The 26,207-nt window shown below is 72.9% G+C and carries 26 protein-coding genes and 2 tRNA genes; 7 read left to right on the top strand and 21 right to left on the bottom strand.

Annotated features, from left to right (window positions below; genetic code table 11):
* Positions 1-68 precede the first annotated feature (68 nt).
* From ACOTKD_RS31720 to ACOTKD_RS31705, 4 genes are all read right to left on the bottom strand, one after another.
* The gene (locus ACOTKD_RS31720) at positions 69-821 is read right to left on the bottom strand and encodes a YebC/PmpR family DNA-binding transcriptional regulator (RefSeq protein WP_030365298.1); all 753 of its coding nucleotides are present in this window, start codon (positions 819-821) and stop codon (positions 69-71) included.
* Positions 822-884: 63 nt separating this feature from the next.
* Positions 885-1,484, bottom strand: coding sequence for a pyridoxal 5'-phosphate synthase glutaminase subunit PdxT (gene pdxT / locus ACOTKD_RS31715; RefSeq protein WP_424892457.1), 600 nt, complete (start codon positions 1,482-1,484; stop codon positions 885-887).
* A gap of 194 nt (positions 1,485-1,678) precedes the next feature.
* Complete coding sequence (pdxS, locus tag ACOTKD_RS31710; protein ID WP_106675732.1) at positions 1,679-2,593, bottom strand: pyridoxal 5'-phosphate synthase lyase subunit PdxS; 915 nt, start codon at positions 2,591-2,593, stop codon at positions 1,679-1,681.
* Positions 2,594-2,694: 101 nt separating this feature from the next.
* The gene (locus ACOTKD_RS31705; RefSeq protein ID WP_424892456.1) at positions 2,695-3,237 is read right to left on the bottom strand and encodes a hypothetical protein; all 543 of its coding nucleotides are present in this window, start codon (positions 3,235-3,237) and stop codon (positions 2,695-2,697) included.
* 369 nt (positions 3,238-3,606) lie between these two features.
* Here ACOTKD_RS31705 and ACOTKD_RS31700 point away from each other — a divergent pair, with 369 nt between their 5' ends.
* Complete coding sequence (locus tag ACOTKD_RS31700) at positions 3,607-4,284, top strand: VC0807 family protein (RefSeq protein WP_424892455.1); 678 nt, start codon at positions 3,607-3,609, stop codon at positions 4,282-4,284.
* 22 nt (positions 4,285-4,306) lie between these two features.
* Here the strand turns inward: ACOTKD_RS31700 and ACOTKD_RS31695 are convergent, their stop codons facing one another.
* The 3 genes from ACOTKD_RS31695 to pgsA are packed head-to-tail and all read right to left on the bottom strand — an operon-like array spanning position 4,307 to position 7,124.
* Positions 4,307-5,467, bottom strand: coding sequence for a glycosyltransferase family 4 protein (locus tag ACOTKD_RS31695; protein ID WP_424892454.1), 1,161 nt, complete (start codon positions 5,465-5,467; stop codon positions 4,307-4,309).
* Positions 5,464-6,459: a phosphatidylinositol mannoside acyltransferase gene (locus tag ACOTKD_RS31690; RefSeq protein WP_424892453.1), complete on the bottom strand. Its 996-nt coding sequence runs from the start codon at positions 6,457-6,459 to the stop codon at positions 5,464-5,466. Before ACOTKD_RS31690 ends, ACOTKD_RS31695 begins: the two co-directional genes overlap by 4 nt.
* On the bottom strand, positions 6,456-7,124 hold the full coding sequence (gene pgsA, locus ACOTKD_RS31685; RefSeq protein ID WP_424892452.1) for a phosphatidylinositol phosphate synthase: 669 nt from the start codon (positions 7,122-7,124) through the stop codon (positions 6,456-6,458). Before pgsA ends, ACOTKD_RS31690 begins: the two co-directional genes overlap by 4 nt.
* 244 nt (positions 7,125-7,368) lie before the next feature.
* On the opposite strand from pgsA, the gene ACOTKD_RS31680 reads away from it, so the two are divergent.
* Positions 7,369-9,576 carry an elongation factor G-like protein EF-G2 gene (locus ACOTKD_RS31680; protein WP_424892451.1) on the top strand — a complete coding sequence of 736 codons (2,208 nt, stop codon included), beginning with the start codon at positions 7,369-7,371 and terminating at the stop codon, positions 9,574-9,576.
* Positions 9,577-9,752: 176 nt separating this feature from the next.
* The gene (locus ACOTKD_RS31675; RefSeq protein ID WP_424892450.1) at positions 9,753-11,405 is read left to right on the top strand and encodes a hypothetical protein; all 1,653 of its coding nucleotides are present in this window, start codon (positions 9,753-9,755) and stop codon (positions 11,403-11,405) included.
* Positions 11,406-11,473: 68 nt separating this feature from the next.
* On the opposite strand, the gene ACOTKD_RS31670 is transcribed toward ACOTKD_RS31675, so the two are convergent.
* The 6 genes from ACOTKD_RS31670 to ACOTKD_RS31645 all read right to left on the bottom strand — a co-directional run bounded on the left by ACOTKD_RS31670 (position 11,474) and on the right by ACOTKD_RS31645 (position 18,331).
* Positions 11,474-12,709 carry a hypothetical protein gene (locus ACOTKD_RS31670; RefSeq protein WP_424892449.1) on the bottom strand — a complete coding sequence of 412 codons (1,236 nt, stop codon included), beginning with the start codon at positions 12,707-12,709 and terminating at the stop codon, positions 11,474-11,476.
* Positions 12,709-13,572, bottom strand: coding sequence for a polysaccharide deacetylase family protein (locus ACOTKD_RS31665; protein ID WP_424892448.1), 864 nt, complete (start codon positions 13,570-13,572; stop codon positions 12,709-12,711). Before ACOTKD_RS31665 ends, ACOTKD_RS31670 begins: the two co-directional genes overlap by 1 nt.
* Positions 13,573-13,639: 67 nt before the next feature.
* Positions 13,640-14,200 carry an HIT family protein gene (locus ACOTKD_RS31660; protein ID WP_424892447.1) on the bottom strand — a complete coding sequence of 187 codons (561 nt, stop codon included), beginning with the start codon at positions 14,198-14,200 and terminating at the stop codon, positions 13,640-13,642.
* Between the two features lie 143 nt (positions 14,201-14,343).
* A complete protein-coding gene (gene thrS / locus ACOTKD_RS31655; RefSeq protein ID WP_424892446.1) occupies positions 14,344-16,320 on the bottom strand; it encodes a threonine--tRNA ligase in 1,977 nt (658 codons plus the stop codon).
* Between the two features lie 137 nt (positions 16,321-16,457).
* Positions 16,458-17,699, bottom strand: a complete 1,242-nt coding sequence (locus ACOTKD_RS31650) for a hypothetical protein (protein WP_424892445.1) — start codon at positions 17,697-17,699, stop codon at positions 16,458-16,460.
* Positions 17,699-18,331, bottom strand: a complete 633-nt coding sequence (locus ACOTKD_RS31645; protein WP_424892444.1) for a DUF4365 domain-containing protein — start codon at positions 18,329-18,331, stop codon at positions 17,699-17,701. The genes ACOTKD_RS31650 and ACOTKD_RS31645 overlap by 1 nt, the downstream gene beginning before the upstream one ends.
* A gap of 167 nt (positions 18,332-18,498) precedes the next feature.
* On the opposite strand from ACOTKD_RS31645, the gene ACOTKD_RS31640 reads away from it, so the two are divergent.
* Complete coding sequence (locus ACOTKD_RS31640; protein WP_424892443.1) at positions 18,499-19,221, top strand: 3'-5' exonuclease; 723 nt, start codon at positions 18,499-18,501, stop codon at positions 19,219-19,221.
* Between the two features lie 95 nt (positions 19,222-19,316).
* Here ACOTKD_RS31640 and ACOTKD_RS31635 read toward each other — a convergent pair.
* The 4 genes from ACOTKD_RS31635 to ACOTKD_RS31620 form a co-directional block, all read right to left on the bottom strand.
* Positions 19,317-19,388: transfer RNA gene (locus tag ACOTKD_RS31635), tRNA-Val, on the bottom strand.
* A gap of 62 nt (positions 19,389-19,450) precedes the next feature.
* The gene (locus ACOTKD_RS31630) at positions 19,451-19,948 is read right to left on the bottom strand and encodes an SRPBCC family protein (RefSeq protein WP_424892442.1); all 498 of its coding nucleotides are present in this window, start codon (positions 19,946-19,948) and stop codon (positions 19,451-19,453) included.
* 67 nt (positions 19,949-20,015) lie between these two features.
* Positions 20,016-20,087: transfer RNA gene (locus ACOTKD_RS31625), tRNA-Val, on the bottom strand.
* A gap of 86 nt (positions 20,088-20,173) precedes the next feature.
* Entirely contained in the window at positions 20,174-20,629 is a 456-nt protein-coding gene (locus ACOTKD_RS31620) for a TIGR02611 family protein (protein ID WP_424892441.1), read from the bottom strand.
* A 192-nt stretch (positions 20,630-20,821) separates the two neighbouring features.
* Here ACOTKD_RS31620 and ACOTKD_RS31615 point away from each other — a divergent pair, with 192 nt between their 5' ends.
* Both ACOTKD_RS31615 and ACOTKD_RS31610 read left to right on the top strand, forming a co-directional pair.
* Entirely contained in the window at positions 20,822-21,235 is a 414-nt protein-coding gene (locus tag ACOTKD_RS31615; RefSeq protein ID WP_003959770.1) for an SsgA family sporulation/cell division regulator, read from the top strand.
* A gap of 217 nt (positions 21,236-21,452) precedes the next feature.
* A complete protein-coding gene (locus ACOTKD_RS31610) occupies positions 21,453-22,010 on the top strand; it encodes a CGNR zinc finger domain-containing protein (protein WP_424892440.1) in 558 nt (185 codons plus the stop codon).
* 198 nt (positions 22,011-22,208) lie between these two features.
* On the opposite strand, the gene ACOTKD_RS31605 is transcribed toward ACOTKD_RS31610, so the two are convergent.
* Entirely contained in the window at positions 22,209-22,655 is a 447-nt protein-coding gene (locus ACOTKD_RS31605; RefSeq protein ID WP_424892439.1) for a hypothetical protein, read from the bottom strand.
* A 218-nt stretch (positions 22,656-22,873) separates the two neighbouring features.
* Here ACOTKD_RS31605 and ACOTKD_RS31600 point away from each other — a divergent pair, with 218 nt between their 5' ends.
* The gene (locus ACOTKD_RS31600) at positions 22,874-23,377 is read left to right on the top strand and encodes a DsbA family protein (RefSeq protein WP_424892438.1); all 504 of its coding nucleotides are present in this window, start codon (positions 22,874-22,876) and stop codon (positions 23,375-23,377) included.
* 22 nt (positions 23,378-23,399) lie between these two features.
* Here the strand turns inward: ACOTKD_RS31600 and ACOTKD_RS31595 are convergent, their stop codons facing one another.
* The 3 genes from ACOTKD_RS31595 to ACOTKD_RS31585 all read right to left on the bottom strand — a co-directional run bounded on the left by ACOTKD_RS31595 (position 23,400) and on the right by ACOTKD_RS31585 (position 26,160).
* Entirely contained in the window at positions 23,400-24,236 is an 837-nt protein-coding gene (locus ACOTKD_RS31595; protein WP_424892437.1) for a GNAT family N-acetyltransferase, read from the bottom strand.
* A 65-nt stretch (positions 24,237-24,301) separates the two neighbouring features.
* The gene (locus ACOTKD_RS31590) at positions 24,302-25,123 is read right to left on the bottom strand and encodes an aminotransferase class IV (protein WP_424892436.1); all 822 of its coding nucleotides are present in this window, start codon (positions 25,121-25,123) and stop codon (positions 24,302-24,304) included.
* A complete protein-coding gene (locus ACOTKD_RS31585) occupies positions 25,120-26,160 on the bottom strand; it encodes a chorismate-binding protein (RefSeq protein ID WP_424892599.1) in 1,041 nt (346 codons plus the stop codon). Before ACOTKD_RS31585 ends, ACOTKD_RS31590 begins: the two co-directional genes overlap by 4 nt.
* Positions 26,161-26,207 lie beyond the last annotated feature (47 nt).

The raw sequence follows: 26,207 nt of genomic DNA, 5'->3' as shown, positions 1-26,207 counted from the left end.
CCCGACGCGCGGGGGGGGGGGGGGCGCGGGGCCCCCCGCGCCCCCGCCCCCCGACCACAGTCGGACGCTTACGCGTCGACCTTCGCCATGACGTCGTCGGAGACGTCGAAGTTGGCGAACACGTTCTGGACGTCGTCGCTGTCCTCGAGCGCGTCGATCAGCTTGAAGATCTTGCGCGCGGCGTCCTCGTCGAGCTCCACCTGCATGGTGGGGACGAAGTTGGCCTCGGCGGAGTCGTAGTCGATGCCCGCCTCCTGGAGCGCGGTGCGGACCGCGACCAGGTCGGTGGCCTCGCTGATGACCTCGAAGCTCTCACCGAGGTCGTTGACCTCCTCGGCGCCGGCGTCCAGCACCGCGCCCAGGACGTCGTCCTCGGTCAGCTCGCCCTTGGGGACGATGATGACGCCCTTGCGGTTGAACAGGTACGACACCGAGCCCGGGTCGGCCATGGAGCCGCCGTTGCGGGTCATGGCGACGCGCACGTCGGAGGCGGCGCGGTTGCGGTTGTCGGTGAGGCACTCGATGAGGACCGCGACGCCGTTCGGGCCGTAGCCCTCGTACATGATCGTCTCGTAGTCGGCGCCGCCGGCCTCGAGGCCGCCGCCGCGCTTGACCGCGGAGTCGATGTTCTTGTTGGGGACCGACTGCTTCTTCGCCTTCTGGATGGCGTCGTAGAGCGTCGGGTTGCCCTCGATGTCGACGCCGCCCATGCGGGCCGCGACCTCGATGTTCTTGATCAGCTTCGCGAAGAGCTTGCCGCGCTTGGCGTCGATCACGGCCTTCTTGTGCTTCGTCGTAGCCCATTTAGAGTGGCCGGACATCTGCCTGTCTCCTTCGCGTAACCAAATTCCGAAACGAACGACAGAGATCCTACCGGGACCGTGCTACCGGGCTGCGCGCACCATGTCCACGAACAGGGCGTGGACGCGGTGGTCCCCGGTGAGCTCCGGGTGGAAGGACGTGGCCAGCACGTTGCCCTGGCGCACGGCGACGGTGTGGCCGTCGTGGGTGGCGACGACCTCGGCGGCGGCACCGACGGATTCGACCCAGGGGGCGCGGATGAAGACGCCCTCGACGGGGCCGCCCTCGATGCCGGCCATCTCGACGGCCGCCTCGAAGGACTCGTTCTGCCGGCCGAAGGCGTTGCGGCGGACGATCATGTCGATGCCGCCGAGCGTCTCCTGGTCCTCCCGGCCGTCCAGGATCTTGTCGGCGAGCATGATCATGCCGGCGCAGGTGCCGTAGACGGGCATCCCGGCCTTCACGCGCTCGCGCAGCGGCTCCAGCATGCCGAAGACGACGGCGAGCTTGGACATGGTGGTGGACTCGCCGCCGGGTATCACCAGGCCGTCGATCTCCGCGAGCTCTTCGGGGCGGCGCACCGGGCGGGCGAGGGCGTCGGCGGCGGCGAGGGCGATGAGGTGCTCGCGGACGTCGCCCTGGAGGGCGAGGACGCCGATGGTGGGCGTGGAAAGGGATGCCACGGGGGTTCTCCGTCTCGCGAGAACATGGGGCGCGCGAAGCGCTCCGTGAGGGGTGGTGGTCGGGTGACGGGTGGAAGACGGTGGGGCGGGCCCCGGGGGGGGGGGCCCCCCGCCCGGGGCCCCCGGGGGTTTTAAACACCCCGGTTGGGGCGGCCCGCTGTGTGCGGGCCGCCCGGCCGGGGAAGCGGTGGGTGTTACCAGCCGCGGTTGGCGTAGCGCTCGGCCTCGGGGAGGGTGTCGCAGTTGATGCCGACCATGGCCTCGCCGAGGTTGCGGGAGGCGTCCGCGATGACCTTCGGGTCGTCGTAGAAGGTGGTGGCCTTCACGATGGCGGCGGCGCGCTTGGCCGGGTCGCCGGACTTGAAGATGCCGGAGCCGACGAAGACGCCCTCGGCGCCGAGCTGGCGCATCAGCGCGGCGTCGGCGGGGGTGGCCACGCCACCGGCGGAGAAGAGGACGACCGGCAGCTTGCCGAGCTCGGCGACCTCCTTGACGAGCTCGTACGGGGCGCGCAGCTCCTTGGCGGCGGCGAAGAGCTCGTTGTTGTCGAAGCCGCGCAGCTTGGCGATCTCGTTCTTGATCTGGCGCAGGTGGCGCACGGCCTCCACGACGTTGCCGGTGCCGGCCTCGCCCTTGGAGCGGATCATGGCGGCGCCCTCGGCGATGCGGCGCAGGGCCTCGCCCAGGTTGGTGGCACCGCAGACGAAGGGGGTGGTGAACGCCCACTTGTCGGAGTGGTTGATCTCGTCGGCCGGGGTGAGGACCTCGGACTCGTCGATGTAGTCGACGCCGAGCGACTGCAGGACCTGGGCCTCGACGAAGTGGCCGATGCGGGACTTGGCCATGACCGGGATGGAGACGGCGCCGATGATCTCTTCGATCATGTTGGGGTCGGACATGCGGGCCACGCCGCCGTCCTTGCGGATGTCGGCCGGCACCCGCTCGAGCGCCATGACGGCGACCGCGCCCGCGTCCTCGGCGATCTTCGCCTGCTCGGCGTTGACGACGTCCATGATCACGCCGCCCTTGAGCTGCTCGGCCATGCCGCGCTTGACGCGGGCGGTACCGGTCTCGGGGGTGGTGGACGTGCTGGGGACCGTGCTGGACACGTTGTGACCTCACTATCAAGGGCGGTGATGCTGCGACCCTCATACAACCGATCCGGCTTTCCCCGGAAAAAGAGCCAATCGGAGGCCGGTGGCTTGTCCGCTCAGCCGACCGCCCGGGATTCCAGGACCGCGGGCGGCTCGTCGTCCATCTCGAAGGCCATCGGGAACGGCGCGTGGCCCGCGAGGCGGAACCAGCGGACCACGCGGTGCTTGCGCACGGCGCGCGCGGCGCGGACGGCGTCGTTGTGGAAGCGCCTGGCCATGGGCACCCTGCGCACCGCCTCGGACAGCTCGGTCAGCGACTCCTCGCCGCCGGGCGCCTCCCGGACGGCCTCGGCCTGCTGGGCTTCCGCGAAGACCGCGCGCAGGGCCTGGCTCAGCTCGCTCTCGGCGACCTCGCGGTGCTCCTCCTCGGCCTGCCGGGCCGCGTGCGCGGCCTGGTAGAGCACGATCGAGGCGGCCGGGTCGAGGACGCCGGCGGTGCCGAGCTCCTGGGCGACGGAGGCGCGGCGCAGGAGCTGGGCGTCCAGGGCGGCGCGGGCGGCGTCGATGCGGCTGTGCAGGCGGTCCAGCCGGCCGGCGGTCCAGCTGAGATAGACGCCGATGACGACCAGCGCGGCGACGATCCAGATCAATGTGGTCACGCCTGGCCACGTTACCGCTCGCCGCGGGGGCGCTGCGGCGGAGCGGGGCGCTGCGCGGGCGGAGACCGCGGTACGAGGTCCCCCTTGCCCGGTGGCGTCCGCTGCCGGTGCCACCGGGGCGGAGTGCCGGCTCGGCACCGCCGGAATCCACCGTGGCGGTCGCTCGCCACGGCGGCGGAGGTTGCCTGCCGGGCCGCGTCCGCTCAGCCGGGGTCGGTCTGCTCCACCCGCGGGTGGAGACGGGTGCCGAGATCTCCACCCTCGTCTCGGCCCTGGCTCCGATCCGCCTCCACCCGGCCCGGCCCTAGCGTCGTGGCAGGACCGGAGGAGCACCACGGAAGACCTGGAATCGCCCGGGGAGGAAACCCCATGACACCGCATGCCCGGCGAGCGCTGCTCGTCACCTTGACCGTCACGATCGCCCTGCCCGCCGCTCTGTACTACGCGCTGCGGGCACAGGGCACCGCCCCGTGGCAGGCCCTGCTGATCAGCGGCGCGATACCGGCCGCGCACGCGATCGTGACGGCCGTCCGCCGCCGGCACATCGCCTTCTTCGACCTGCTTGTCGTCGCCCTGCTCGCCGTCTCGGCAGCCACGTCGCTGGTGAGCGGGGATCCGCGGGTGCTGCTGCTGAAGGACGCCGCGATCCCTGCCGTACTGGGCCTGTGGATCGGGGGCACCCTGTTCCTCTCCCGGCCGTTCGCCTTCCACTTCGGCGCGCACCTGCGACGCGGCAGCGGCGACGCGGAGGCCGAGCGCGCCTGGCAGGAGCTGCCCGCGTACCGGCAGGCCCTGCGGGGGCTGACCCTGCTGTGGGCAGGCGTGGAGTTGCTCGACGCCTGCCTGAGCACGGTGCAGGCGCTCGTGCTGCCCGTCGACGCGGTCCCGGTCGTCGGCCGGATCCAGTCGTTCGCCCTGCTGGCCCTGCTGGTGGTGATCACCGTACGGCGCAGCCGGCGCTTCCGGGCGCGGCACGGGATATCCCTGTTCGGGACGGCCGGGGCGGCGGGGGCACCGGTGCCCCAGGGGGCGGGACCCGGCGCCTAGCGGCCCGGGTCCCGGGGCGGCCTCAGTCCCGGGCGAGGCCGAAGCGGGCGCGCAGGCCGGTGCGTTCGTCGGCGGCGACCGAGGCCGCGCCGGCCGTGACCGTCTCGTAGACGGCCAGGATGTCGGCGCCCACGCGGGACCAGTCGAAGCGGCGCACGTGCGTGCTGCCGCGCTCGCTCAGCCCGGTCCGCAGCTGCGGGTCGCCCAGCAGCCGGACGGCAGCGGCGGCGAGGGCGTCGGCGTCCTCGTTGGCGAAGAGCTCGCCGGCCGAGCCCTGGTCGAGCACCTGGGCGAAGGCGTCCAGGTCGCTGGCGAGGACGGGGGCGCCCGCCGACATCGCCTCGACCAGGATGATGCCGAAGGACTCCCCACCCGTGTTGGGGGCGACGTAGACGTCGACGCTGCGCAGCAGCCGCGCCTTGTCCTCGTCGCTGACCATGCCGAGGAATTCGACGCGGTCGCGCATCTCGGGGGGCAGGCCGGCCACGGCCTCCTCCTCGTCGCCCCGGCCGGCGACCAGCAGCCGGGCCTCGGGGCAGGCGGCGAAGATCTTCGGCAGGGCGCGCATGAGCACGGGCAGGCCCTTGCGGGGTTCGTCGATGCGGCCGATGAAGCCGATCGTCCCGCCCTGCCACTCCTGCTTGGGCTCGGCGCGGGCGAAGAAGTCCACGTCGACGCCGTTGGGGATGACGACGGCGTCGCCGCCCAGGTGCTCGACCAGCGTCCGGCGGGCGTATTCGCTCACCGCGATGCGGGCGCTGATCTTCTCCAGGGCGGGCTGGAGGATCGGATAGGCCGCGATCATCGCCCGGGAGCGCGGGTTGGAGGTGTGGAAGGTCGCCACGATGGGGCCCTGCGCGGCCCAGCAGGTCAGCAGGCCCAGCGAGGGAGAGGTGGGTTCGTGGATGTGGATGACGTCGAAGTCGCCGTCGTGCAGCCAGCGCCGCACGCGGGCGGCCGACAGGAAGCCGAAGTTCAGCCGTGCCACGGAGCCGTTGTAAGGGACGGGCACGGCCCGCCCGGCCGAGACGACGAAGGGCGGCAGCGGCGTCTCGTCGTCCGCCGGGGCGAGCACCGACACCTCGTGGCCCAGCCGGATGAGGTGCTCGGCCAGGTCCCGGATGTGGAACTGCACCCCGCCGGGCACGTCCCACGAGTAGGGACAGACGATCCCGATCCTCATGCCTCGGCCCTCCGGTCGCTCTCAGCCCTGCCCGCGCCCTCGCCCCGCGCCTCTCCCCCGGGGCCGCCCGGTGCCCGCTCCGGCGTGCCGGAGGGGCTGTCGGGGCGCGGCTCCAGGTCGGCGAGCCACAGTCGCTGGAGCATATGCCAGTCCTCGGGGTGCTCGGCGATCCCCGCGGCGAAGAGGTCGGCGACCTGCTGCGTCATCGCGGCGGCCTTCTCGGCGCGCGTGCCCTCCGCGGGCACCTCGACCGGGGCGTGCACCCGCCCCTTCATCACCGGCGAGCGGTCGTACCAGAGCGTCACCGGCAGCAGCAGCGCCCCGGTCTGCACGGCGAGCATCGCGGGCCCGGCGGGCATCTTCGTGGCCTCGCCGAAGAAGGTGACCTCTATGCCCGAGGAGGACAGGTCGCGGTCGGCCACCAGGCACACCAGCCCCCCGGCGCGCAGCCGGCGCGCCAGCGTGCCGAAGGCGCTGCCGCCCGCGTGGGGCAGCACCTCCATGCCCAGCCCCTCGCGGTAGGCCACGAAGCGGTCGTAGAGCGTCTCGGGCTTCAGCCGCTCGGCCACCGTCGTGAAGGGCACCCCGAGCCGGGTGGTCACCCACGCGCCCGCGAGGTCGTAGTTGCCCATGTGCGGCAGCGCGATGACCACGCCGCGCCCGCTCGCCAGGGCCTCCTCCAGATGGTGCAGGCCCTCAGGAGCGAAGGACGAGCGCCTGCGCTCCGCACTCCACACCGGCAGCCGGAAGGACTCCATCCAGTAGCGCATGTACGAGCGCATGCCCGCGCGGGACACCTGCGCGAGGCGCTCCGCGGACGCCCCCGGCAGCACCCGGGACAGGTTGGCCTCCAGGCGCAGCACGCCGCCGCCGCGCCGCCGCCACGCCACGTCGGCGATCCGCTGCCCCAGCCGTACGGCCAGCGGCTCCGGCAGCGTCTTGACCGTGGCCCAGCCGAGCCCGTACAGCGCGTCGGTCAGCCGTTCCTTCACCCGTTGCCACCGCCCTGCGCCGCCGCCGCGGCCTCGGCCTCCGCCTCGGCCGACTCGCGGCGCACCGTCACCACCCGCTGGATCAGCGTCACGAGGCTGCCGGCGGCCACGATCCACAGTGCCACCGGCAGCAGGTACTGGATGCCGGGCACGCCGAACTTGTGCAGGCCCGCGAAGCCGCACGCCACCAGCGAGATGACCAGCCGCTCGGCCCGCTCCACGAGGCCGTTGACGTTCACGGGCAGGCCGATGCTCTCGCCGCGCGCCTTCGTGTACGACACGACCTGGCCGCTGGCGAGGCAGAAGATCGACACCGCGCAGAGCACGTTGTCGTCACCGCCGCCCGCGTACCACAGCGCGAGCCCGCCGAAGATGGCCGAGTCGGCGACGCGGTCGAGCGTGGAGTCCAGGAAGGCGCCCCAGCGGCTGGAGCGGCCCAGCTGCCGGGCCATGTTGCCGTCCACCAGGTCCGAGAAGACGAACAGGGTGATGACGACGGTGCCCCAGAAGAACTCCCCCCGCGGGTAGAAGACCAGGGCGCCCGCCACCACACCGCCGGTACCGACGAGGGTCACCGCGTCGGGGCTGACGCCGAGGCGGATGAGCAGGGCGGCGAACGGCGTGAGAACACGCGTGAAGAACGCACGCGCGTACTTGTTCAGCATGGCCTTCCCGGAGGGGTGTCGTATCGGGCCGCGTGGTCAGGGAGGCCACCGGCTGGCCCATCGTAGCCAGGCGCCCCCTCCGGGCCGCGCACGCACTGCTCGCAGCGCGCGCACCGCGCCTCCGCCTCCCCCGGCGGCGCCACCGCGGGGCGTACGGATGTACCCCCGTGTGCGACGTATGGACGCAGCGTTACCGCAGTGGAAAGCTCGGTGTACCGCAGGTGTCGACCGGGAGGCGGGACACATGGGCGAGAAGACGGGCACGTACCCAGGGGCCGCGGGCAGAGCAGTATCGGCCGACCGGCCGAGCCACGTACGCAATGTGGTGCTGGTCGGCCACAGCGGCTCCGGAAAGACGACGCTGGTGGAGGCCCTCGCGCTGGCGACCGGTGCGGTGAACCGGGCCGGCCGCGTCGAGGACGGCGGTGCGCTCTCGGACTACGACGAGATCGAGCACCGCCAGCAGCGCTCGGTGCAGTTGTCGCTGGCCCCGGTCGAATGGGCCGGCATCAAGATCAATCTGCTGGACACCCCCGGCTACGCGGACTTCGTGGGGGAGCTCAGGGCCGGTCTGCGGGCGGCGGACGCGGCCCTTTTCGTCGTCTCGGCCGCGGAGGGCGCCGAGAACATCAACGGCGCCACCCGCACGGTCTGGGAGGAGTGCGCCGCCGTCGGGATGCCCCGCGCCATCGTCATCACCCATCTGGAGGCAGCCCGCTCCGATTTCGAGGAGATGACACAGACCTGCCGGACGGCCTTCGGCGGCGAGTCCCCCGACGGCGTGCTGCCGCTCTACCTCCCGCTGCACGGGCCCGAGGGCCCCGACGGGCACCGCCCCGTGGCCGGTCTCATCGGCCTGCTCTCCCAGCGGGTCTTCGACTACTCCTCCGGCACCCGTGCCGAGGCCGCACCCGGCCCCGAGCACCTGCCGCTCATCGAGGAGGCCCGCAACCGGCTCATCGAGGGCATCATCGCCGAGAGCGAGGACGAGACCCTCATGGACCGCTACCTCGGCGGCGAGGAGATCGACGTCAAGACCCTCGTCGAGGACCTGGAACGCGCCGTGGCACGCGGCAGCTTCCATCCCGTCCTCGCCGCGGCTCCCGCCGCCGAGGGCGCCAGGCAGGGCCTGGGCACCGTCGAGCTCCTGGAGCTGATCACCGGCGGCTTCCCCACCCCGCTCGAACGCGAGGCCCCGGCCGTCACCACCCCCGACGGCCGTCACCGCGCACCCCTGACCTGCGACCCCGCGGGCCCGCTCGCCGCCGAGGTGATCAAGACCTCGTCGGACCCGTACGTCGGCCGGATCTCCCTCGTCCGCGTCTTCTCCGGCACCCTGCGCCCCGACGAGACCGTCCACGTCTCCGGCCACGGCCTGGAGGACCGCGGCCACGAGGGCCACGACGTCGACGAGCGCATCGGCGCGCTCTCCTCGCCCTTCGGCAAACACCAGCGGCCCCTCCCCCAGGCCATCGCCGGCGACATCGCCTGCGTCGCCAAGCTCACCCGCGCCGAGACCGGCGACACCCTCTCCGCCAAGGGCGACCCCCTCCTCATGGAGCCCTGGCAGCTGCCCGACCCGCTGCTGCCCGTCGCCATCCAGGCGCACAGCAAGGCCGACGAGGACAAGCTCTCCCAGGGCCTCGCCCGGCTCGTCGCCGAGGACCCCACCATGCGCCTGGAGCAGAACGCCCAGACCCACCAGGTCGTCCTGTGGTGCCTGGGCGAGGCCCACCGGGACGTGGCCCTGGAGCGGCTGCGCACCCGCTACGGCGTCCAGGTCGACGTGGTGCCCCACAAGGTGTCGCTCCGCGAGACCTTCGGCGGCAAGGCCGCCGGCCGCGGCCGGCACGTCAAGCAGTCCGGCGGCCACGGCCAGTACGCCATCTGCGAGATCGAGGTCGAGCCGCTGCCCGGCGGCTCCGGCATCGAGTTCGTCGACAAGGTCGTCGGCGGCGCCGTGCCGCGCCAGTTCATCCCCTCCGTGGAGAAGGGCATCCGCGCCCAGGCCGCCCGCGGCGTCGCCGCCGGCTACCCCCTGGTCGACATCCGGGTCACCCTCCTCGACGGCAAGGCGCACTCGGTGGACTCCTCCGACGCCGCGTTCCAGACCGCCGGCGCCCTCGCCCTGCGCGAGGCCGCCGCCGAAACGAGGATCCACCTCCTCGAACCCGTCGCCGAGATCGAGGTCCTGGTCTCCGACGACTACGTGGGTCCCGTCATGAGCGACCTGTCCGGCCGCCGCGGCCGCGTCATCGGCACCGAGCAGTCCGGCGCGGGCCGCACCCTCGTGCGCGCCGAGGTCCCCGAGATCGAGATCGGCCGCTACGCCGTCGACCTGCGCTCCCTGTCGCACGGCACCGGCCGGTTCACCCGCTCCTACGCCCGCCACGAACCGATGCCCCCTCAGATCGCCGAGCGGCTGCGGGAGTCGGCGGACGGCGGAGCGTAACAGGCGCGAACCGCCCGCCCCGCACCCGTGCGGGGCGGGCGGCCTTCACGATCTCTGCGACAGCCGGCACCCCGCGCGGATACGCTGGGTCCGCGGACCAACACGTATGACGCGGGCGGTCGTCGGCATCCGTCGGAAGGCCGCAGGACCGGACATGCGCGGCATTGGGGGCAGCAGTGGCAGCAGGGGACCCGTTCGACTTCAGCCCCGGGGCACAGATCCCGCTCTCGGGCTCCTCCGGACAGACCGCGGCGACCCAGGCGCTCGCCTCGGCCGCCTACCGCGACGGCCCGGTCGACCAGCTCCTCAAGGCCAATTCCGACTGGGCCAAGTCCGAGGTCAAGCCGCCCCGCATATCGCTCTTCGAGCCCAACCTGGGCGAGGCCTTCGCCCGCGCCGTCCAGCTGCGCGTGCTCGGCGGCGGCCGCAAGCCCCTCATCCAGTCCTTCGGCCTCGACCCGCAGCCCGTCGTCGAGCACTGCCTCGCGGCCAATCGCATCCGCAAGCAGCGCGACGTCAGGCTCACCCTCATCACGGGCGTCTGCGGGCTGCTCTTCCTCCCCGGCGTCCTGCTCTGGCTCGGCGTCTTCCAGCTCCGCCGCACCATCGCCGGCGCCCAGAACAAGCGCGCCGGCGCCCTCGGCACCGCGCTCCTCGCGGGCCTCGGCATCCTCGCCGTCATCCTCCTGATCAAGCTGCCCTTCCACGGCTTCTGGGCGTTCTACCTGCGCGCCATGCTCATCGCCCCGCTCGTCGGCGGCTTCTGGGCCAAGTCCGTCTGCGAGCGCACCGCCAAGGACCTCCGCGAGCGCTGGACCGGCCTGCTCTCCGGCGGCGGCATCGGCGCCAAGATCCCCGAAGCCGTCCCCAAGAATCCCGGCGAGACCGCCGCCGAGCGGCTCCGCCAGTCCCTGGAGCGGCTCGCCGCCGAGCAGCAGAGCAACGTCGCCTTCTACGCCGGCACCAAGGGCATCCTCGGCATGGGCACCCGCTGGGGCAGCTGGCAGCTCGCCGAGGAGCTCGTCCCGCTCGAACCCGGCAAGGACATCAACCCCTTCCGCAGCTGGGACGTCGTCCGCGCCATCCACGACCAGCTCCACCTCCTGGAGCGCAGCCCCCTGCACACCGGCGGCTTCCCCACCCCCTCCGTCGAGCACTGGGTCGTCTCCGACGTCGGCGAGGGCGCCGGCGCCGTCTCCCGCCCCGAGGGCACCGACGGGTTCCAGATAAGGGGCGCCGAACTCCAGAAGATCTGCAACGAACAGCAGTTCGGCGCGGGCAGCCGGCACTACCTCGGCGTCCAGTTCGTCCTCTGGGACGGCCAGCTCGTGATCACCCTCCTCATCTCCGTCACCGTCCTCCACAAGACCCTGCGCATCGAGGTCACCGGCCACGCCCTCGGCCCGGTCAACGGCATCTTCATGGGCAAGCCCTCCGCCCGCACCAAGACCACCGCCAAGACCATCAAGTTCTGGGAGAACCGGACCAGGACCCTCTCCGTCGTCCCGCCCCGCGAGGTCGTCCGCCTCGCCGCCCGCGCCCCCCTCACCTGGTACCCGCCCCTCCTGGAGTACTGGGGCGGCAAGCTCGTCCTGCCCGAGCCCTTCGGCCTGCGCCACGCCTGGGCCGAGAAGCCCTGGCGGCACCGCTTCATGGCCGACGACGCCCTTCGCGCCACGACCCCCGTCCTGCGCGTGGTGCACGAGGCCGCCCTGCGCGTCCTCAAGGAGCACGGCGTGAACACCGAGCGCTTCACCAGCCGCGCCATGTCCCTCAGCGGCGCCGTCCAGGACGCCAAGCCGAGCGCCGCGGACGTCTACAACGCGTGACCGCGAAGGCGTGGTGATCCGGCACCGCCGGACCACCACGCCGTAGCGATCCTCCGGACAGGCCTACGTCACCGGAAGATCCCGGTGTGGCCCAGCGAGTACCGACCCGGCTGCGGGTACACCGCCAGCCCGTGCGGCCCGGCACCCACCCGGATCTTGGCGATCTGGTGCCCGTCCCGCGTGTCGATCGCGTACACCTCGGAGTCGTAACGCCCCGACAGCCACAGCACGTTGCCGTCCGCCGACACCCCGCCCATGTCGGGGCTCCCGCCCTCCGGCAGCTCCCACTTCTTCACCAGCTTGCGGCTCGGCAGGTCCAGCACCGAGATCGACCCCTCGCCCCGGTTCGAGATGTACATCGACTTCGAGTCCCGGCTCACGTACAGCCCGTGCGCGCCCTTGCCCGTCGGCATCAGCCACGGCTCGGTGAACCGGTCACCGTCCAGCACCCACACCCCGTCCGCCATCATGTCGGCGATGTACCACGTCTTCCCGTCCGAGGAGATCTTCACGTCCTGCGGCATCGCCCCCTCGAACGGCAGCTTCTGCTGACCGATCACCTTCATCCTCGCCGTGTCGACCTTCAGCAGCTCGCCCGAGAACTCGCACGAGACGATGAAGTACTTCCCGTCGGGCGAGAAGTCCGCGTGGTTCACCCCCTTGCACGACACCGGCTCCGTCTTCTTCCGCTTCATCGTCTGGGCGTCCCGGAACACCAGCTCCCGGTCCATCGACGCCATCACCACCGCGTACTTCCCGTCCGGCGTGAAGTAGAGGTTGTACGGGTCGTGCACGTCGACCGTCCGCCCCTTCTTCCCCGTGGCCGGATCGATCGCCGTCAGCGTGTGACCACGGTCGTTGTTCACCCACAGCGTCTTCATGTCCCACGACGGCACCACGTGCTGCGGCTGGTTCCCCACCGGGATCGTCTCGATGACCTTGTACGTCTTCGGGTCGATGACGCTCACCGTGTCCGACTCCGTGTTGGGCACGTACACCCGCGACGGGAAGTCCTTCACCACCGGCGACAGCTTGTTCGGCCGGTCCGCCGCGTACAGGTCGTGCGGGTCCAGCAGCGGCGGCATCCCGGGCAGCCCCGCCGCCGGCGCCGCCCCCCGCTGCTGCTGTTGCCGCTGTTGCTGCTGCCCGTCCTTGTGCGGCACCCGGTCAGCCGCCTCCGTACCGGAGTCCCCGCCGCAACCGGAGGCCAGCAGAGCACAGGCGGCGGCGAACAGCACGGCACGGTGCACCCCGCGCAGACGCGGCCGGCGCAGAGAGCTCGGGAACGAGGAGAACCGGTTCATCAGGTCAGCAGCTCCGTAGTCGTCACCGCGCGCAGGCCGCGGCGGTGCAGGCCGTCGAGGATCGCGGGCAGCGCGGCGACCGTGCCCGCGTGCCCGAAGTGCAGGCTCACCACCGAACCCGGCCGCACCGCGCCCAGCACGGCGCGGCGGACCGCCTCGGGCCCCGGGTCGGTGAAGTCGAGGGAGTCCACGTCGTAGGAGAGGACGTGCGGATAGCCGGCCTGCCGGGCCAGCCGCGCCACCTGCTCGGTGGCCCGCCGCGCCCGCGACGGCCGGAACCAGCGGCCGATCCCGCCCGTCAGCCGCCGCAGCCGCTCCGCGCACTCGGTGATCTCCGCGGAGGCCGCGGCCTCGGGCATCGAGCAGATGTCGAGGTGGTGCATCGTGTGGTTGCCCAGCTCGTGCCCGCCGTCCAGGATGCGCCGGGCGAGCTGCGGCTGGGCGTCCAGCCAGGTGCCCACGGCGAGCACCGTCACCCGCGCCCCGGCCCGCTCGGCCTCCCCCAGCAGCTCGGTGACGGGCTTGGGCTCCCCCTGGCCGTGGAAGGTCAGCGCCACGTCCTTGCCGGTGCGGGGGCCGTGCTCGATCTGGGCGGGAAGCCCGGGCGGGAGCGGGGCGAGACTGAGGGAAGGGGACGGCTTGGACGGCGACGACGGTGCCGGCAGCCGGGACGCCCTGCCGCCCTTCGGCCCCTTGGACGCCGCGGAAGGGCCGGGCGGAGGGCCCGTGGCCCGTACGGACGGATCCGCTGCGGCCCGGGCGCCCGTGTCGCCGCCGGACGGGCCGCAGCCCACCGCGGCGGCACCGGCGAGGGCACCGCCGGCGGCCGCGCGCAGCACGGTGCGGCGGTGGAGGAACGTCACCGCACCATTAGAACTGCTCTTAATGAGGAATCGGGGAGATTTGCCCGCTTTGCAGGGGCGCGTGTCCTCAGACCGCGGGCCAGGCGTCCGCGAGCATCTTGCGGGTGTCCGCGAGCAGTTGGGGCAGGACCTTGGTGTGGCCCACGACCGGCATGAAATTGGTGTCGCCGCCCCAGCGGGGGACGACGTGCTGGTGCAGGTGGGCGGCGATGCCGGCGCCCGCGGTCGTGCCCTGGTTCATGCCGATGTTGAAGCCGTGCGCGCCGGAGGCGGTGCGCAGCGCGGTCATGGCCCGCTTGGTGAAGGCGGCGAGCTCGGCGGTCTCGGCGTCGTCGAGCTCGGTGTAGTCGGCGACGTGCCGGAAGGGGACGACCATGAGGTGGCCGCCGTTGTACGGGTAGAGGTTCAGCACGGCGTAGACGCGCTCACCCCGGGCGATGATCAGCCCGTCCTCGTCGCTCTTCTCCGGAATCGAGCAGAACGGGCAGCCGTCGTCGGCCCCCGGGCCGGTCGGCTTGTTCTCGCCTTGGATGTACGCCATCCGGTGGGGCGTCCACAGGCGCTGGAACGCGTCCGGCGCCCCGACTCCGATCTGCTGCTCCGGCTCACTCGTCATGGTGGGAAGCATATGCGCCCGGGAGGGCGCGGACGCAGAGAGGGGGGGGGGGCGTGGGGGGGCCCCCGCGCCCGCGGCCCCGCCCCCCCCGCCGGGGGGGCGGGCCACCCCGCGGGGGGCGCCCCTGCGGGCCCCCCCCTCCGGCAGGGAACGCGTCACACCTGGACGCGGCGCTCCACCACGTCGACGAGCTTGGCGATCGCCTGCTCGCGCGGGATGCCGTTCTCCTGCGAGCCGTCGCGGTAGCGGAAGGACACCGTGCCCGCGGCCATGTCCTCGTCACCGACGATGATCATGAACGGCACCTTGAGCTTCTGGTGGTTCCTGATCTTCTTCTGCATGCGGTCCGAAGAGGCGTCCACCTCGACCCGCAGGCCCTTCTTCTTCGCCTCGGCGGCGAAGCCCTGCAGGTACTCGACGTGGGCGTCGCCGATCGGGATGCCGACCGCCTGGACCGGGGCCAGCCACGCCGGGAAGGCTCCCGCGTAGTGCTCCAGGAGCACCGCGAAGAAGCGCTCGATCGAACCGAACAGCGCGCGGTGGATCATGACCGGCTGCTGGCGCGAGCCGTCCGCCGAGGTGTACTGCAGGTCGAAACGCTCCGGCAGGTTGAAGTCCAGCTGGATGGTCGACATCTGCCAGGTGCGGCCGATCGCGTCCTTGGCCTGGACCGAGATCTTCGGGCCGTAGAACGCCGCGCCACCCGGGTCGGCGACGAGCTCCAGGCCCTGCTTCTCGGCCACCTTGCGCAGCGTCTCGGTGGCCTCTTCCCAGGCCTCGTCCGAGCCGACGAACTTCTCCGGGTCCTTGGTGGAGAGCTCCAGGTAGAAGTCGTTCAGGCCGTAGTCGCGCAGCAGGTCCAGGACGAAGGTGAGGGTGCGGTCCAGCTCCTCCGCCATCTGCTCGCGGGTGCAGTAGATGTGCGCGTCGTCCTGCGTGAAGCCGCGGGCACGGGTGAGACCGTGCACGACGCCAGACTTCTCGTATCGGTACACGGTCCCGAACTCGAACAGGCGCAGCGGCAGCTCGCGGTACGAGCGTCCCCGGGCGTCGAAGATCAGGTTGTGCATCGGGCAGTTCATGGGCTTGAGGTAGTAGTCCACGCCCTCGTCGAGCTGCATGGGCGGGTACATGCCGTCGGCGTACCAGTCCAGGTGGCCCGAGGTCTCGAAGAGCTTCCCCTTGGTGGCGTGGGGGGTGTAGACGAACTCGTACCCCTCTTCCTCGTGGCGCCGCCGCGAGTAGTCCTCCATGACCCGGCGGATGATGCCGCCCTTGGGGTGGAAGACGGCGAGGCCCGAGCCGATCTGCTCCGGGATGGAGAAGAGGTCCAGCTCGCTGCCGAGGCGGCGGTGGTCGCGCTTCTCGGCCTCGGCCAGGAAGTCGAGGTGCGCCTTCAGCTCGTCCTTCGACGGCCACGCGGTGCCGTAGATGCGCTGGAGCATCGGGTTCTTCTCGCTGCCGCGCCAGTACGCGGCGGCGTTGCGCATGAGCTTGAACGCCGGGATCACTCGCGTAGTGGGCAGGTGCGGACCCCGGCAGAGGTCCTTCCAGCACAGGTCGCCGGTCTTCGGGTCCACGTTGTCGTAGATCGTCAGCTCGCCCGCGCCGACCTCGACGTCCGCGCCGTCGTCGTGCGAGGCGGAGCCCTTGAGGCCGATCAGCTCCAGCTTGTACGGCTCGGCCGCGAGCTCGTCGCGGGCCTCCTCGTCGGTGACCACGCGGCGGGAGAACTTCTGCCCGCGCTTCTGGATCTCCTGCATCTTCTTCTCGATGGCCTTGAGGTCATCGGGAGTGAACGGCTTCTCGACGTCGAAGTCGTAGTAGAAGCCGTCCTTGACCGGCGGGCCGATGCCCAGCTTGGCCTCGGGGAAGAGCTCCTGCACGGCCTGGGCCATGACGTGCGCGGTCGAGTGGCGCAGGATGTCGAGGCCGTCCTTGGAGGAGATCTCGACGGGCTCGATCTCCTCGCCGTCGGCGACGGCGTACGCGAGGTCCTTGAGCTCGCCCCCGACGCGCGCGGCGACGACGGTGCGCTCACCGGCGAAGAGCTCGGCGGCCGTAGTGCCCGTCGTCACCACGCGCTCTTCCCGCTCGGAATCGCGTTGGATGATCACACGGACGTCTGACACCGGTCTCTCCTGACGTATGGGTCGCCGCAGCGGTCACTGCGCGCCTGAATCGTACCGAGAGCGGCAGCCTGGTCGCGAAACGGTTTACCGGGCGGTCCCGGGAGGGCGCGGTCCCGGGACCTCGCCCGGTCGCGCGCTCAGTCGCCGCCGCACGCCTCCTCGAAGAAGCCGAGGTTCTCGTGGAGCGACTTCAGCAGGCGGTCCCGCTCCCCGTCCTCGACCCGTACGGGCATGACGTCGCGGGCGTCGGCCAGGCGCCGGAAGCCGCCCTTGCTCTCCAGCCGGCCGCTCATGCGGACGGGCAGGCCGAGGAGGTGGGCGTGGCCCGCGATGCGGTAGTCGTCCTCGTCCAGGACGGCGCGGAGCTGGGGCACCTCCGCGCCGGCGAGGACCCTGAGCCGGACCGCTCCGGGGCCGCTCTGGGCCTCGCGGCGCATGCGGAGGACCACTCCGGTGAGGTGGACGGCGACGGACGGCTCGTCGCGGATGTAGCGGGCGCCGGCCTCGCGGAGGACGGGGAGGTCGCCCGGGGTGAACTCGACGGGGCCGGGGCGGGCCGCGAAGCCGTCGGGCGGCCCTGCCGCGGGGGCCCAGTGGAGGGTGATGCGGATGCCTCCGGAGCCGCGGACGAGCTTGCCGATCGCCTCGGTGAGCTCCTGGCAGACGCCCGCCTCGACCGCCGTCTCGAAGGCGTCGCAGCCGCCGGTGGCCCGCTGGTGGTCGGTGGCGTCGCGGACGGCGCAGAGGGCGCGGAGCAGCGTGGTGGTGATCAGCCGGCCGTCGTCGGGGCCGGGCGCCGCGCCGGTGCCCACGGGGAGGAAGGTGGTCAGCTCCCGGCCGCCGGCGGTGGCGCCGGCGAGGAGGCGGTCGAGGGCGGCTTCGGCGTGCCGGCGGTGGCGGGCGCCGTGGTAGCCGGCGCGGCCGCGGGTGGCCAGGGCCGCGGCGAGGAGGAGCGCGCGGGCGCCGGAGCGCAGCTGTTCCTGGGCGGCCCAGGCGGCCGCGGGCGCGTCGGGCTCGGGGGTGTCGCGCTGCCAGTGGATCTCGTCGAGGGGGGTGCGCAGGGCGGTGAGGATGTCGGGGGCGGAGGGGGCGGCGCTGTGCTGGAGGGCGGTGAGTGCTTCGGCGATGAGGTCGGTGCTGTCGGGGTAGGCGCGGCTTTCGGGGACGAGGAGGCTGGTGCGGGGGGTGCGGCCGCGGGCTCCCGTGCCGGAGTCGGGGGGCGTCCAGCGGCTGTACGTGCCGGCTGCCGCGCCGCTGCGGCGCCAGCCGTGGCGGGCGAGGAGGGCGGCGAGGACGGCGGGGTCGACGGTCTCGGGCGGGGGGCCGCCGGGCGGGGCGTGCCGGGGCGGGCGTCCGGGCTGCTCGGTCGGCCGGTGCATCAGGGTCTCCCTCCCGCCCCGACCCGCGTCATGATCTCGCAGAGTGCGCGGTCGTCGAAGACGCGTGTGGCCGGGATCCGCACGGTGGTCCTCTGCCTGCCGGTCACGGGGTGGCCGGCGAGGTTCGTCCAGTAGCAGCAGTGCCTCAGGTGGAGGCTGTCGTGGCCGGCGCGCAGCCAGTCGTCGCGCGATCTCGGCACGATCATCACGACGAGGATCCGGTGGACGGCGACGGGGGTGCGGGCCAGCTTGGCCAGGTGGCCGTTGTCGAGGGTGAAGGCGAAGGTGGGCACGGGGGCGGCCCGGGCGGCGGGGGACGCGGGGGCGCGCGGCGGTGGCTGCACGGCCGGGCGGGGGCCGAGCTGGTAGGTGCATTTGAGCTGCACCTTGATGGTGACCTCGTCGTCGACGGCGTGGCCGGGGGCGGTGTGGCTGATGTGCCAGTCGATGCCGTGGTCGGGGAAGGGCTGGGCGAGCGAGCAGCCCGCGGCCGCGGCGACGGCGTGGAGATAGCCGATCTGGAGCGTCTCCATGCAGGCGGTGGTGGCGAGCGAGCCCCGCGCGGGGGCCGGGGCGGGGGGCTCGGGAAGCTCAGACAGCAGCCCGCCCGGTTCGGGCCGCGGGAACGCCATGTCCGAATCCTTCCGGGCTTGTTCGGGCGTTCGATCCGTACAACTGTGTTGTTTCCTTTGCAACTCCCGTGCAAACAACGGCGGTTCGCATGACTCCACACCCGGGTATCACCTGCCGGGGAGGGTGAAACACGCCATTCGCCGGGCAAGTGCGAGGAGTTGTGAACATGTGCTGGTTCGAGGGGCCACTCGCCGCGTTCGACACCGAGACCACCGGGGTGGACGTCGAGAACGACCGGATCGTGTCGGCGGCCCTCGTGGTGCAGTCGGCGCCCGAGGCCGCTCCGGTCGTGACGCGCTGGCTGGTCGACCCGGGGGTCCCGGTGCCCGAGGGGGCCGTTGCGATACACGGGCTGACCGACGCCTATCTGCAGCGGAACGGCCGGTGGCCGGCTCCGGTCATGGAGGAGGTGGCGCGGGCGCTGGCCGGGCAGGCGGCGCGCTCGATACCGCTGGTGGTGATGAACGCGCCGTTCGACCTGACGCTGCTGGACCGCGAGTTGCGGCGGCACCGGGCGTCGTCGCTGGCCGACTACCTGGGGGCGGCGCCGCTGTGCGTGATGGATCCGTGGGTGCTGGACAAGCACCTGGACCGCTACCGCAAGGGCCGCCGGACGCTGACGGACCTGTGCGCGCAGTACGGGGTGGAGCTGACGGGCGCCCATGACGCGGCGTCGGACGCCTTGGCGTCGTTGCAGGTGGTGCGGGCGGTGGGGCGCCGGTTCGCGGCGCGGCTGGAGCGGCTGAGCCCGGCGGAGCTGCACGCCCGGCAGGCGGTGTGGCACGCGGCACAGGCGCGGGGCCTGCAGGCGTGGTTCGCGCGGAACGGGTCGGAGGAGGCGTGCGATCCGGCGTGGCCGCTGCGGCCGTCGCTGCCGGCCGCGGCGTGAGCGGCACCCGGGCGTCGGGGACACGGCGTACGAGCGCACGGGCGGGCAACGCACAAGGCCGGTCCGTCGATTGACGGACCGGCCTTGCCTGCGTGTGGGCGATACTGGGATCGAACCAGTGACCTCTTCGGTGTGAACGAAGCGCTCTCCCGCTGAGCTAATCGCCCGGGATTCGTGCGGGGTTTCCCCCGGCAACGCACTGAACAATACAGGTCGTGGCGGCCCTCCATCAAATCCCTCCCCCGCCCCCGGCCGGCCGGTCGGCCAGCAGGGCCTGCAGGCCGCGCCGGCCGGTGCGCATCATCCAGGCGTGGTTGGCGGAGAAGAGGGGTCTGGCGGGCAGGGCGAGGCGCCTGAGGAGGGGCTTGCGGGCCTCGACGTCCTGCTCGTAGCGGGCGGTGGAGGCCGCCGGGCCCCGCGGGAGGACGGTCCAGCGGGCCCAGCCCTCGAGGTCGCCCGTCATGGCGATCTCCAGGACGCGGGCGGCGGGGTCGTGCCGGGTGGAGCGGACGGCCACGGTCAGGTCGAAGGGGAGGAAGGAGCGGATCCGGGCGGTGCCGGAGGTGCTGCCCTCCCGGCGGACCTCACGGATCTGCGGCCACCAGCGGGGGTAGCCCTCGACGGCTTCGAGGCGGGCGTAGACGGCGTCGGGCGGGGCGGCGAGGGCCCACGAGCCGTGGAAGCGGTAGCGGTGGAACCGGGAGCGGGCCGGGGCCGGTGAGGGCATGGGACCAGCGGACACCGAACGACCGAGGGTCCGCAAGGGGTGAACCTTGCGGACCCTCGGTCCTGTGTGGGCGATACTGGGATCGAACCAGTGACCTCTTCGGTGTGAACGAAGCGCTCTCCCGCTGAGCTAATCGCCCGGGCGCACCGCAAACATTACCGCATGTCAGACGGTGCTTTGAACCGGCGGCGGGCCGGTCGGCGGGGTGCCCGGCCGGTGGGGTCCCTAGTCCTGCACCTTCCACGGCAGGACCATGCCGAACTTCCAGAGGTAGATCCCGGCGAGGGTGCCGGCGATCACCAGTCCCGTCACGGTGATGATGATGTTCCGCCGCCGGACCCGGGGGTCGAGGGCGCGCTGGGCGGCCTCGGTGACCTTGCGCTTGGTCCAGCGCAGCACGAGCTGGGCCCAGACGAACTCCGTGGCCCAGATGGCCATGCCCGCGAAGATCACGAGCCAGCCGGGGCCGGGCAGGGGCAGCATGATGACGCCGGCGACGACGACGGCCAGGCCGACGACGAAGACGCCGACCTGCCAGCTCAGGTGCAGGGCCCGCGAGCGCTTGACGAAGCGGGGCGCCCGCGATCCGAGGCCGGGCCGCGCGGCGCCCCCGCCGTCCCCGCCCCGCGTCCCGTCCCCCGCCGCGGCGGCGTCCTGCCGCCGGTCACTCTCCGCATCCATGCGCTCCAACCTACCGGACCGTTCCGGAACTCACCGGAATGGCGGTATTCCGTCGCGAGCGACTGCGCCGTCCGAGGTATCCGAACAGTCTCAAAACGGTCAGAGGGGTTTACAACGGCACCGTAGGTGGCATGTCGATTTCGCCGACGTGCGAATCCCCGAGCGCACACTGAGCGAAAGGCCCTGGCGCTTATGAACACCACGGTCAGCTGCGAGCTGCACTTGCGCCTCGTCGTGTCGAGCGAATCCTCACTGCCTGTCCCCGCAGGCCTGCGGTACGACACGGCCGATCCGTATGCCGTGCACGCCACGTTCCACACCGGAGCCGAAGAAACGGTCGAATGGGTGTTCGCCCGCGATCTGCTCGCCGAAGGGCTGCACCGGCCCACCGGCACCGGCGACGTCCGTGTCTGGCCGTCCCGCAGCCACGGTCAGGGCGTCGTGTGCATCGCGCTGAGCTCCCCGGAGGGCGAGGCGCTGCTGGAGGCCCCCGCGCGGGCCCTGGAGTCGTTCCTCAAGCGGACGGACGCCGCGGTGCCGCCGGGCACCGAGCACCGTCACTTCGACCTGGACACGGAGCTCTCGCACATCCTGGCGGAGAGCTGAGTCCGGGCCGGGGCTGACCCCGGAGCGCGCCAGCCCACTCGGGGAGGCTGCGCGCCACATCTCGCACACAGGGCACGGCACGGCGCCGTCGTCCGCGGAGCGGTCCGCGAACGACGGCGCCGTCGCGCTACGGCCCGCGCGGATGCCGCCCAGCCAGTAAGGTCGTGGGCCGCGGTCGAACACTTGCCGCCTCCGTCTGGCCAGGGAGCCCACGAACGTGCAGATCAACCACGACACCAAGGCTGCGCTCGACTCCGTCGTCGACCTCCTCAACACGGGCCCGCAGGACCTGGAGGAGCTGCGCTCCTTCGTGGCGCGGCACGGGATCACCGGCGTCGTGCTGCGGGAGCGGGACGTCGCCGCGGTGCGGTCGATACGCGAGCGGTTCGGGCAGGTCTTCGACGCGGCGAGCACGGGCGAGGCGGCCCGGCTGATCAACGAGCTGGTGGCCGAGGCCGGGACGACGCCGCAGCTGAGCGCCCACGACGGCTACGACTGGCACGTGCACTACTTCGCCCCCGGGGCCTCGGTCGCCGAGAACCTCGCGGCCGACGGGGCCATGGCGCTGGCGTTCCTGCTGGTCGCGGGCGAGCGGGACCGGCTGCGGCGGTGCCACGCGCCGGACTGCGGACACGCCTTCGTGGACCTGTCCCGCAACCGCTCGCGGCGCTACTGCGACGGGCGCACGTGCGGGAACCGGCTGCACGTGGCCGCGTACCGGGCGCGGCGGCGGGGAGCGGAGGCCGAGGCCGAGGGGCCGGGCGCAAAGGTCTGAATCCGGGCAGGACCGGCCGCTTTCCCCTGCGCGGTCTCCACCGGCGTACGGGAAATCGCGGGCGGGCCGGTACGCACCCGGTGCATTACCCGGAAAACAACTGCGGTGCTGCACTCACCGGACCGCGCTACGGGCCCGGATTCGGGCGTCCGGAAATCCCGCCGGGGCGGCGTCCCGGCGGACAGGCCCGACGGCCCGTCATATTCCGTGCTTCTTCAGAATGGCCTCGATATCGGAGAAGTCCTCCCCGTCGGCCGATTTCGTCGCCTTGCCCTGCGGACGGCTCGCGCTGCGGCCCGGGCCCAGTGACGGAGCGGAAGCACCGGGGGCCATGGCATCGCGCCGCGCACCCGCCTCCGCCGCCCTGCGCTCCTTGCGCCCGCCGTCGATGCGGCGCCGCTCGGCCACTCTGCTCACCATGAACAGCAGGGCGGAGAGCGCGAGGATCCCGAAGCCGGCCCAGACGCTCGGCTTGAAGACGACGTCGGTGAGCCAGTCGACGATCCCGGTCAGGACCAGCCCGATGGGAACGAGGGAGAAGGCGGCGATCCGGGTCGCCGCGAGGAACCGCTTGCGGTAGGCGGTCAGCGCGGCGATGCCGAGGCCCGCCGCGGACACCGCGGCGCAGATGGTCGAGGTCAGCATCGGGCTCCTCCTGCTCTTCGCTGCCGGGCTCGCCCTTCCATCGTGCACCGCCCGCCGCCGGACCGGCCATGGCCGGACGCCCGGCTCAGGGAGATCTCCGGGTCGTCCCTGAGTGCAGTCATCCCTGAGGACCAGGCAGGCCGCGGCGGCCGGGAGCCGGGACCGCGGCCGGGGAGACCCGGAGGGCCGCCGCCCCCGCCGCCTGGAAGACTGGCCGCATGAGCGAGACCAACACCTCCCCCGCCGTCCTCGACGTGTGGTGCGAGCTCCAGTGCCCCGACTGCCGTACCGCCCTGGACGACCTGCGGGCGCTGCGCGCACGCTACGGCGACCGGCTGGAGCTGCGGCTGCGGCACTTCCCCCTCGAGAAGCACAAGCACTCCTACGCCGCGGCCCAGGCCGCGGAGGAGGCCGCCGAGCAGGGGCGGGCCTGGCCGTACGCGGAGGCCGTGCTGGCGCGGGCCGAGGAGCTGGGCACGCGAGGCGAGCAGCTGCTGACCGAGGTGGCGGGCGAGCTCGGGCTGGACGCCGAGGAGGTCGACACCGCCCTCGTCGACGGCCGCCACATGCTGATCGTCGACGCGGACCAGGCCGAGGGCAAGGCGATCGGCGTGACGGGCACGCCCACGTACGTCATCGGCGGCGAGCTGCTGGACGGCAGCAAGAACCAGGACGGGCTGCGCGAGCGGATCGAGGAGATCGCCGACCGGCTCCTCGGCTAGACACCCTGCCCGCCGGGCAGCGCTACAGCAGCGGCTTGTACAGGTGGTACGCCGTCGGTGCGTAGCCCAGCGACTCGTACAGCCGCAGGGCCGGGGTGTTGCCGGCGAAGACGTTGAGGCCGAGGGTCCGCGCACCGTGCGCGAGGGCCTCGGCCTCTGCCATCAGCATCAGGGACCTGCCGTGGCCGCGGCCCCGGTGCGCGGGCACGACCTCGACGTCGAAGACGAAGGCGTCCGGGGTGTCCGGGCCGTCGTCGCGCAGCGCCACCCAGAGGGTGCCGACGACGGTGTCCTCGTGGGTGAGGACGCGCAGCATGGTGCCGGCGGTCGCGGCGCCGTCGGGCAGCAGCGTGGCGTCGTCCGACTCGGCCTTGGCGCGGGCCTGCTCGGCCGGGACGCCGCGGTCGATCCAGTCCTGCATGTACGCGGCGCGGGACGCCGCCCGCCAGCCGGTGTACTCGTCGTCGCGCATCGGCCGTCCCTCGCTGCCCTCGGGCAGCCGGGGGGCGGTGGTCAGCGTTTTGGCCATGCCGCGGTTGCGTTCGGTGTAGCCGAGGGCCGCGGCGAGCCCGAGGCCGACCTCGGCGGCGGCGTCGACGGACACCTCGACGCGGGTGCAGCCCCAGCCCCGGAGCACCTCCTCGGCGGCGAGCGCGGCGACGGTGCCGCGGCCGCGCCGGCGGTCGCGCTCGTCGATGGCGAGCCGGACGATGCGCCCGGCGGCCGGTCCGAAGCGGTGGTCGGTGCTCAGGTCGACCGCGCCCACGGGCCTGCTGTTGACGCAGACCTCGTACGAGCGGGACCGGGCGCCGCCGGGGCCGCGCTGTTCGGGTGCGGTGGGCCGCAGGGTGGTGGTCACCCTCGTGTTGTACCGGCCCCGGCGGCCCGGCGTCACGGGGTTTTGCGGGGGCGGTCCACCGGCGCCTACGGGTCGAGGTCCGCCGTCGACTGCTCGTCGAAGATCCGGGCGGCCTTGGCGGTGACCGGGCCGGGGGCCCCGGGCAGCTGCCGCCCGTCGACGGCGCGGACGGCCTGGACGTCGCGGAGGGTGGAGGTCAGGAAGACCTCCTCGGCGCGCTCCAGGACGTCGTAGGGCAGCTCGGTCTCCTTGGCGCCGGCCCATTCCAGGACGAGGGCGCGGGTGATGCCGGCGAGGCAGCCGGAGGCGAGGGGCGGGGTGTGCAGCTCCCCGTCGAGGACGACGAAGACGTTGGAGGCGGTGCCCTCGCACAGCGCCCCGGCGGTATTGGCGAGCAGGGCCTCGGTGGCGCCGTGCGCCTTGGCGCGGGCGAGGGCGACGACGTTCTCGCCGTACGAGGTGGATTTGATGCCGGCCAGGGCGCCGTGTTCGTTGCGGGTCCAGGGCACGGTCACGACGGCGGCCGTGGCGGCGGGCGGGGGCGTCTCGGCGACGGCGACGACGAGGGTGGGGCGCGCGGCGCCGCGCTCGGAGCCGAGCGGGGCGAGGCCGCCGGTGTAGGTGATGCGGAGCCGGCCGCGCGGCATGGGGTTGGCGTCGAGGACGGCCGTGCAGGCGCGGCGGATCTCGTCGAGGTCGGGTTCGGGCAGGCCGAGGGCGCGGGCCGAGGCGGTCAGCCTGGCGAGGTGCCGGGTCAGGGCGAACGGGCGGCCCTGGACGGCCTTGAGGGTCTCGAAGACGCCGTCGCCGACGGTCAGGCCGTGGTCGAGGACGGAGACGCGCGCGCTGTCGGTGTCGTGCAGCGAACCATTGAGCCAGATCGTCACCGGATCGTCCCTCCGAGCGGCTGATGGGTGCCCGACGCTATCGCGAGCAGCCGGGAAGCCTTGAGTTCCGTCTCGGCCCACTCGCGCTCGGGGTCGGAGCCCCAGGTGATGCCGGCGCCGGTGCCGAAGCGGAGGACGGGGCCGGGGGCGGTCGTGCGGTCGATCCAGAAGGTGCGGATGCCGACGGCGAGCTGACCGGTGCCGCGGTCGGCGTCGACCCAGCCGATGCCGCCGCAGTAGGGGCCGCGGGGGGCGGTCTCCAGGTCGCGGATGATCTGCAGGGCGCTCTCCTTGGGGGCGCCGGTGACCGAGCCCGGCGGGAAGGTGGCCGAGAACAGCTCGGCCCACCCGGCGCCGTCGGCGATGCGCCCGCGCACGGTGGAGACGAGGTGGACGAGCCCGGGGTGGGGCTCGACCGCGCAGAGTGCGGGGACGGTCACGGAGCCGGTGGCGCAGACGCGGCCGAGGTCGTTGCGGACGAGGTCCACGATCATCACGTTCTCGGCGTGGTCCTTCTCCAGGAGGTCGGCGGCGGTGCGGCCGGTGCCCTTGATGGGGCCGGACTCGACGGTGCGGCCGGTGCGGCGCAGGTAGAGCTCGGGGGACGCGGTGGCGACCTCGACGCCGTGGGCGGGCAGGCGTATGCAGCCCGCGTAGGGGGCGGGGTTGCCGCGCGCGAGGAGGGCGGTCAGCGCGTCGACGTCGGCCTCGGCGGGGTCGGGCAGGGGCGCGCTGAGGACGCGGCAGAGGTTGGCCTGGTAGACCTCGCCCGCCGCGATGTGCTCGCGGATGCGCCGGACGCCCGCGGTGTAGGCGGCGCGGTCCAGGGAGGTGGTCCAGTCCTCGGGGGCCGGGCCGCGCCACCGGGCGGAGCCCGCGGGGCGGGGCGGCTCGGGCCGTACGTCGCCGAAGCGCGCGCAGGTCAGCCGCCCCTCGAAGTCCGCGACCACCGCCCACCAGCCCGTGGACTCCAGGGCTGCCGGGTCGCGGGTGACATCGCGCAGATCGGTGGCGAGGAGGCCGCCGAAGCGGGCCATCGGAGGGAGGCTCGGGGGGAAGCTGTGCACGTCATTGAGTCTATGGC

This window comes from Streptomyces sp. XH2 (assembly GCF_049725035.1).
Classification (GTDB): Bacteria; Actinomycetota; Actinomycetes; order Streptomycetales; family Streptomycetaceae; genus Streptomyces; species Streptomyces roseoverticillatus.
The sequence above is the reverse complement of the archived record's forward strand: the minus strand, read 5'-3'. Positions and strand labels throughout refer to the sequence as shown.

What these genes read in the sequence shown, in the direction of transcription:
- ACOTKD_RS31720 (WP_030365298.1), bottom strand. Translation starts at nt 821, where the DNA reads ATGTCCGGCCACTCTAAATGGGCTACGACGAAGCACAAGAAGGCCGTG.
- ACOTKD_RS31700 (WP_424892455.1), top strand. Translation starts at nt 3,607, where the DNA reads ATGACACCGCATGCCCGGCGAGCGCTGCTCGTCACCTTGACCGTCACG.
- ACOTKD_RS31695 (WP_424892454.1), bottom strand. Translation starts at nt 5,467, where the DNA reads ATGAGGATCGGGATCGTCTGTCCCTACTCGTGGGACGTGCCCGGCGGG.
- pgsA (WP_424892452.1), bottom strand. Translation starts at nt 7,124, where the DNA reads ATGCTGAACAAGTACGCGCGTGCGTTCTTCACGCGTGTTCTCACGCCG.
- ACOTKD_RS31680 (WP_424892451.1), top strand. Translation starts at nt 7,369, where the DNA reads ATGGGCGAGAAGACGGGCACGTACCCAGGGGCCGCGGGCAGAGCAGTA.
- ACOTKD_RS31670 (WP_424892449.1), bottom strand. Translation starts at nt 12,709, where the DNA reads ATGAACCGGTTCTCCTCGTTCCCGAGCTCTCTGCGCCGGCCGCGTCTG.
- ACOTKD_RS31660 (WP_424892447.1), bottom strand. Translation starts at nt 14,200, where the DNA reads ATGCTTCCCACCATGACGAGTGAGCCGGAGCAGCAGATCGGAGTCGGG.
- ACOTKD_RS31650 (WP_424892445.1), bottom strand. Translation starts at nt 17,699, where the DNA reads ATGCACCGGCCGACCGAGCAGCCCGGACGCCCGCCCCGGCACGCCCCG.
- ACOTKD_RS31645 (WP_424892444.1), bottom strand. Translation starts at nt 18,331, where the DNA reads ATGGCGTTCCCGCGGCCCGAACCGGGCGGGCTGCTGTCTGAGCTTCCC.
- ACOTKD_RS31640 (WP_424892443.1), top strand. Translation starts at nt 18,499, where the DNA reads ATGTGCTGGTTCGAGGGGCCACTCGCCGCGTTCGACACCGAGACCACC.
- ACOTKD_RS31630 (WP_424892442.1), bottom strand. Translation starts at nt 19,948, where the DNA reads ATGCCCTCACCGGCCCCGGCCCGCTCCCGGTTCCACCGCTACCGCTTC.
- ACOTKD_RS31620 (WP_424892441.1), bottom strand. Translation starts at nt 20,629, where the DNA reads ATGGATGCGGAGAGTGACCGGCGGCAGGACGCCGCCGCGGCGGGGGAC.
- ACOTKD_RS31615 (WP_003959770.1), top strand. Translation starts at nt 20,822, where the DNA reads ATGAACACCACGGTCAGCTGCGAGCTGCACTTGCGCCTCGTCGTGTCG.
- ACOTKD_RS31605 (WP_424892439.1), bottom strand. Translation starts at nt 22,655, where the DNA reads ATGCTGACCTCGACCATCTGCGCCGCGGTGTCCGCGGCGGGCCTCGGC.
- ACOTKD_RS31600 (WP_424892438.1), top strand. Translation starts at nt 22,874, where the DNA reads ATGAGCGAGACCAACACCTCCCCCGCCGTCCTCGACGTGTGGTGCGAG.
- ACOTKD_RS31585 (WP_424892599.1), bottom strand. Translation starts at nt 26,160, where the DNA reads ATGGCCCGCTTCGGCGGCCTCCTCGCCACCGATCTGCGCGATGTCACC.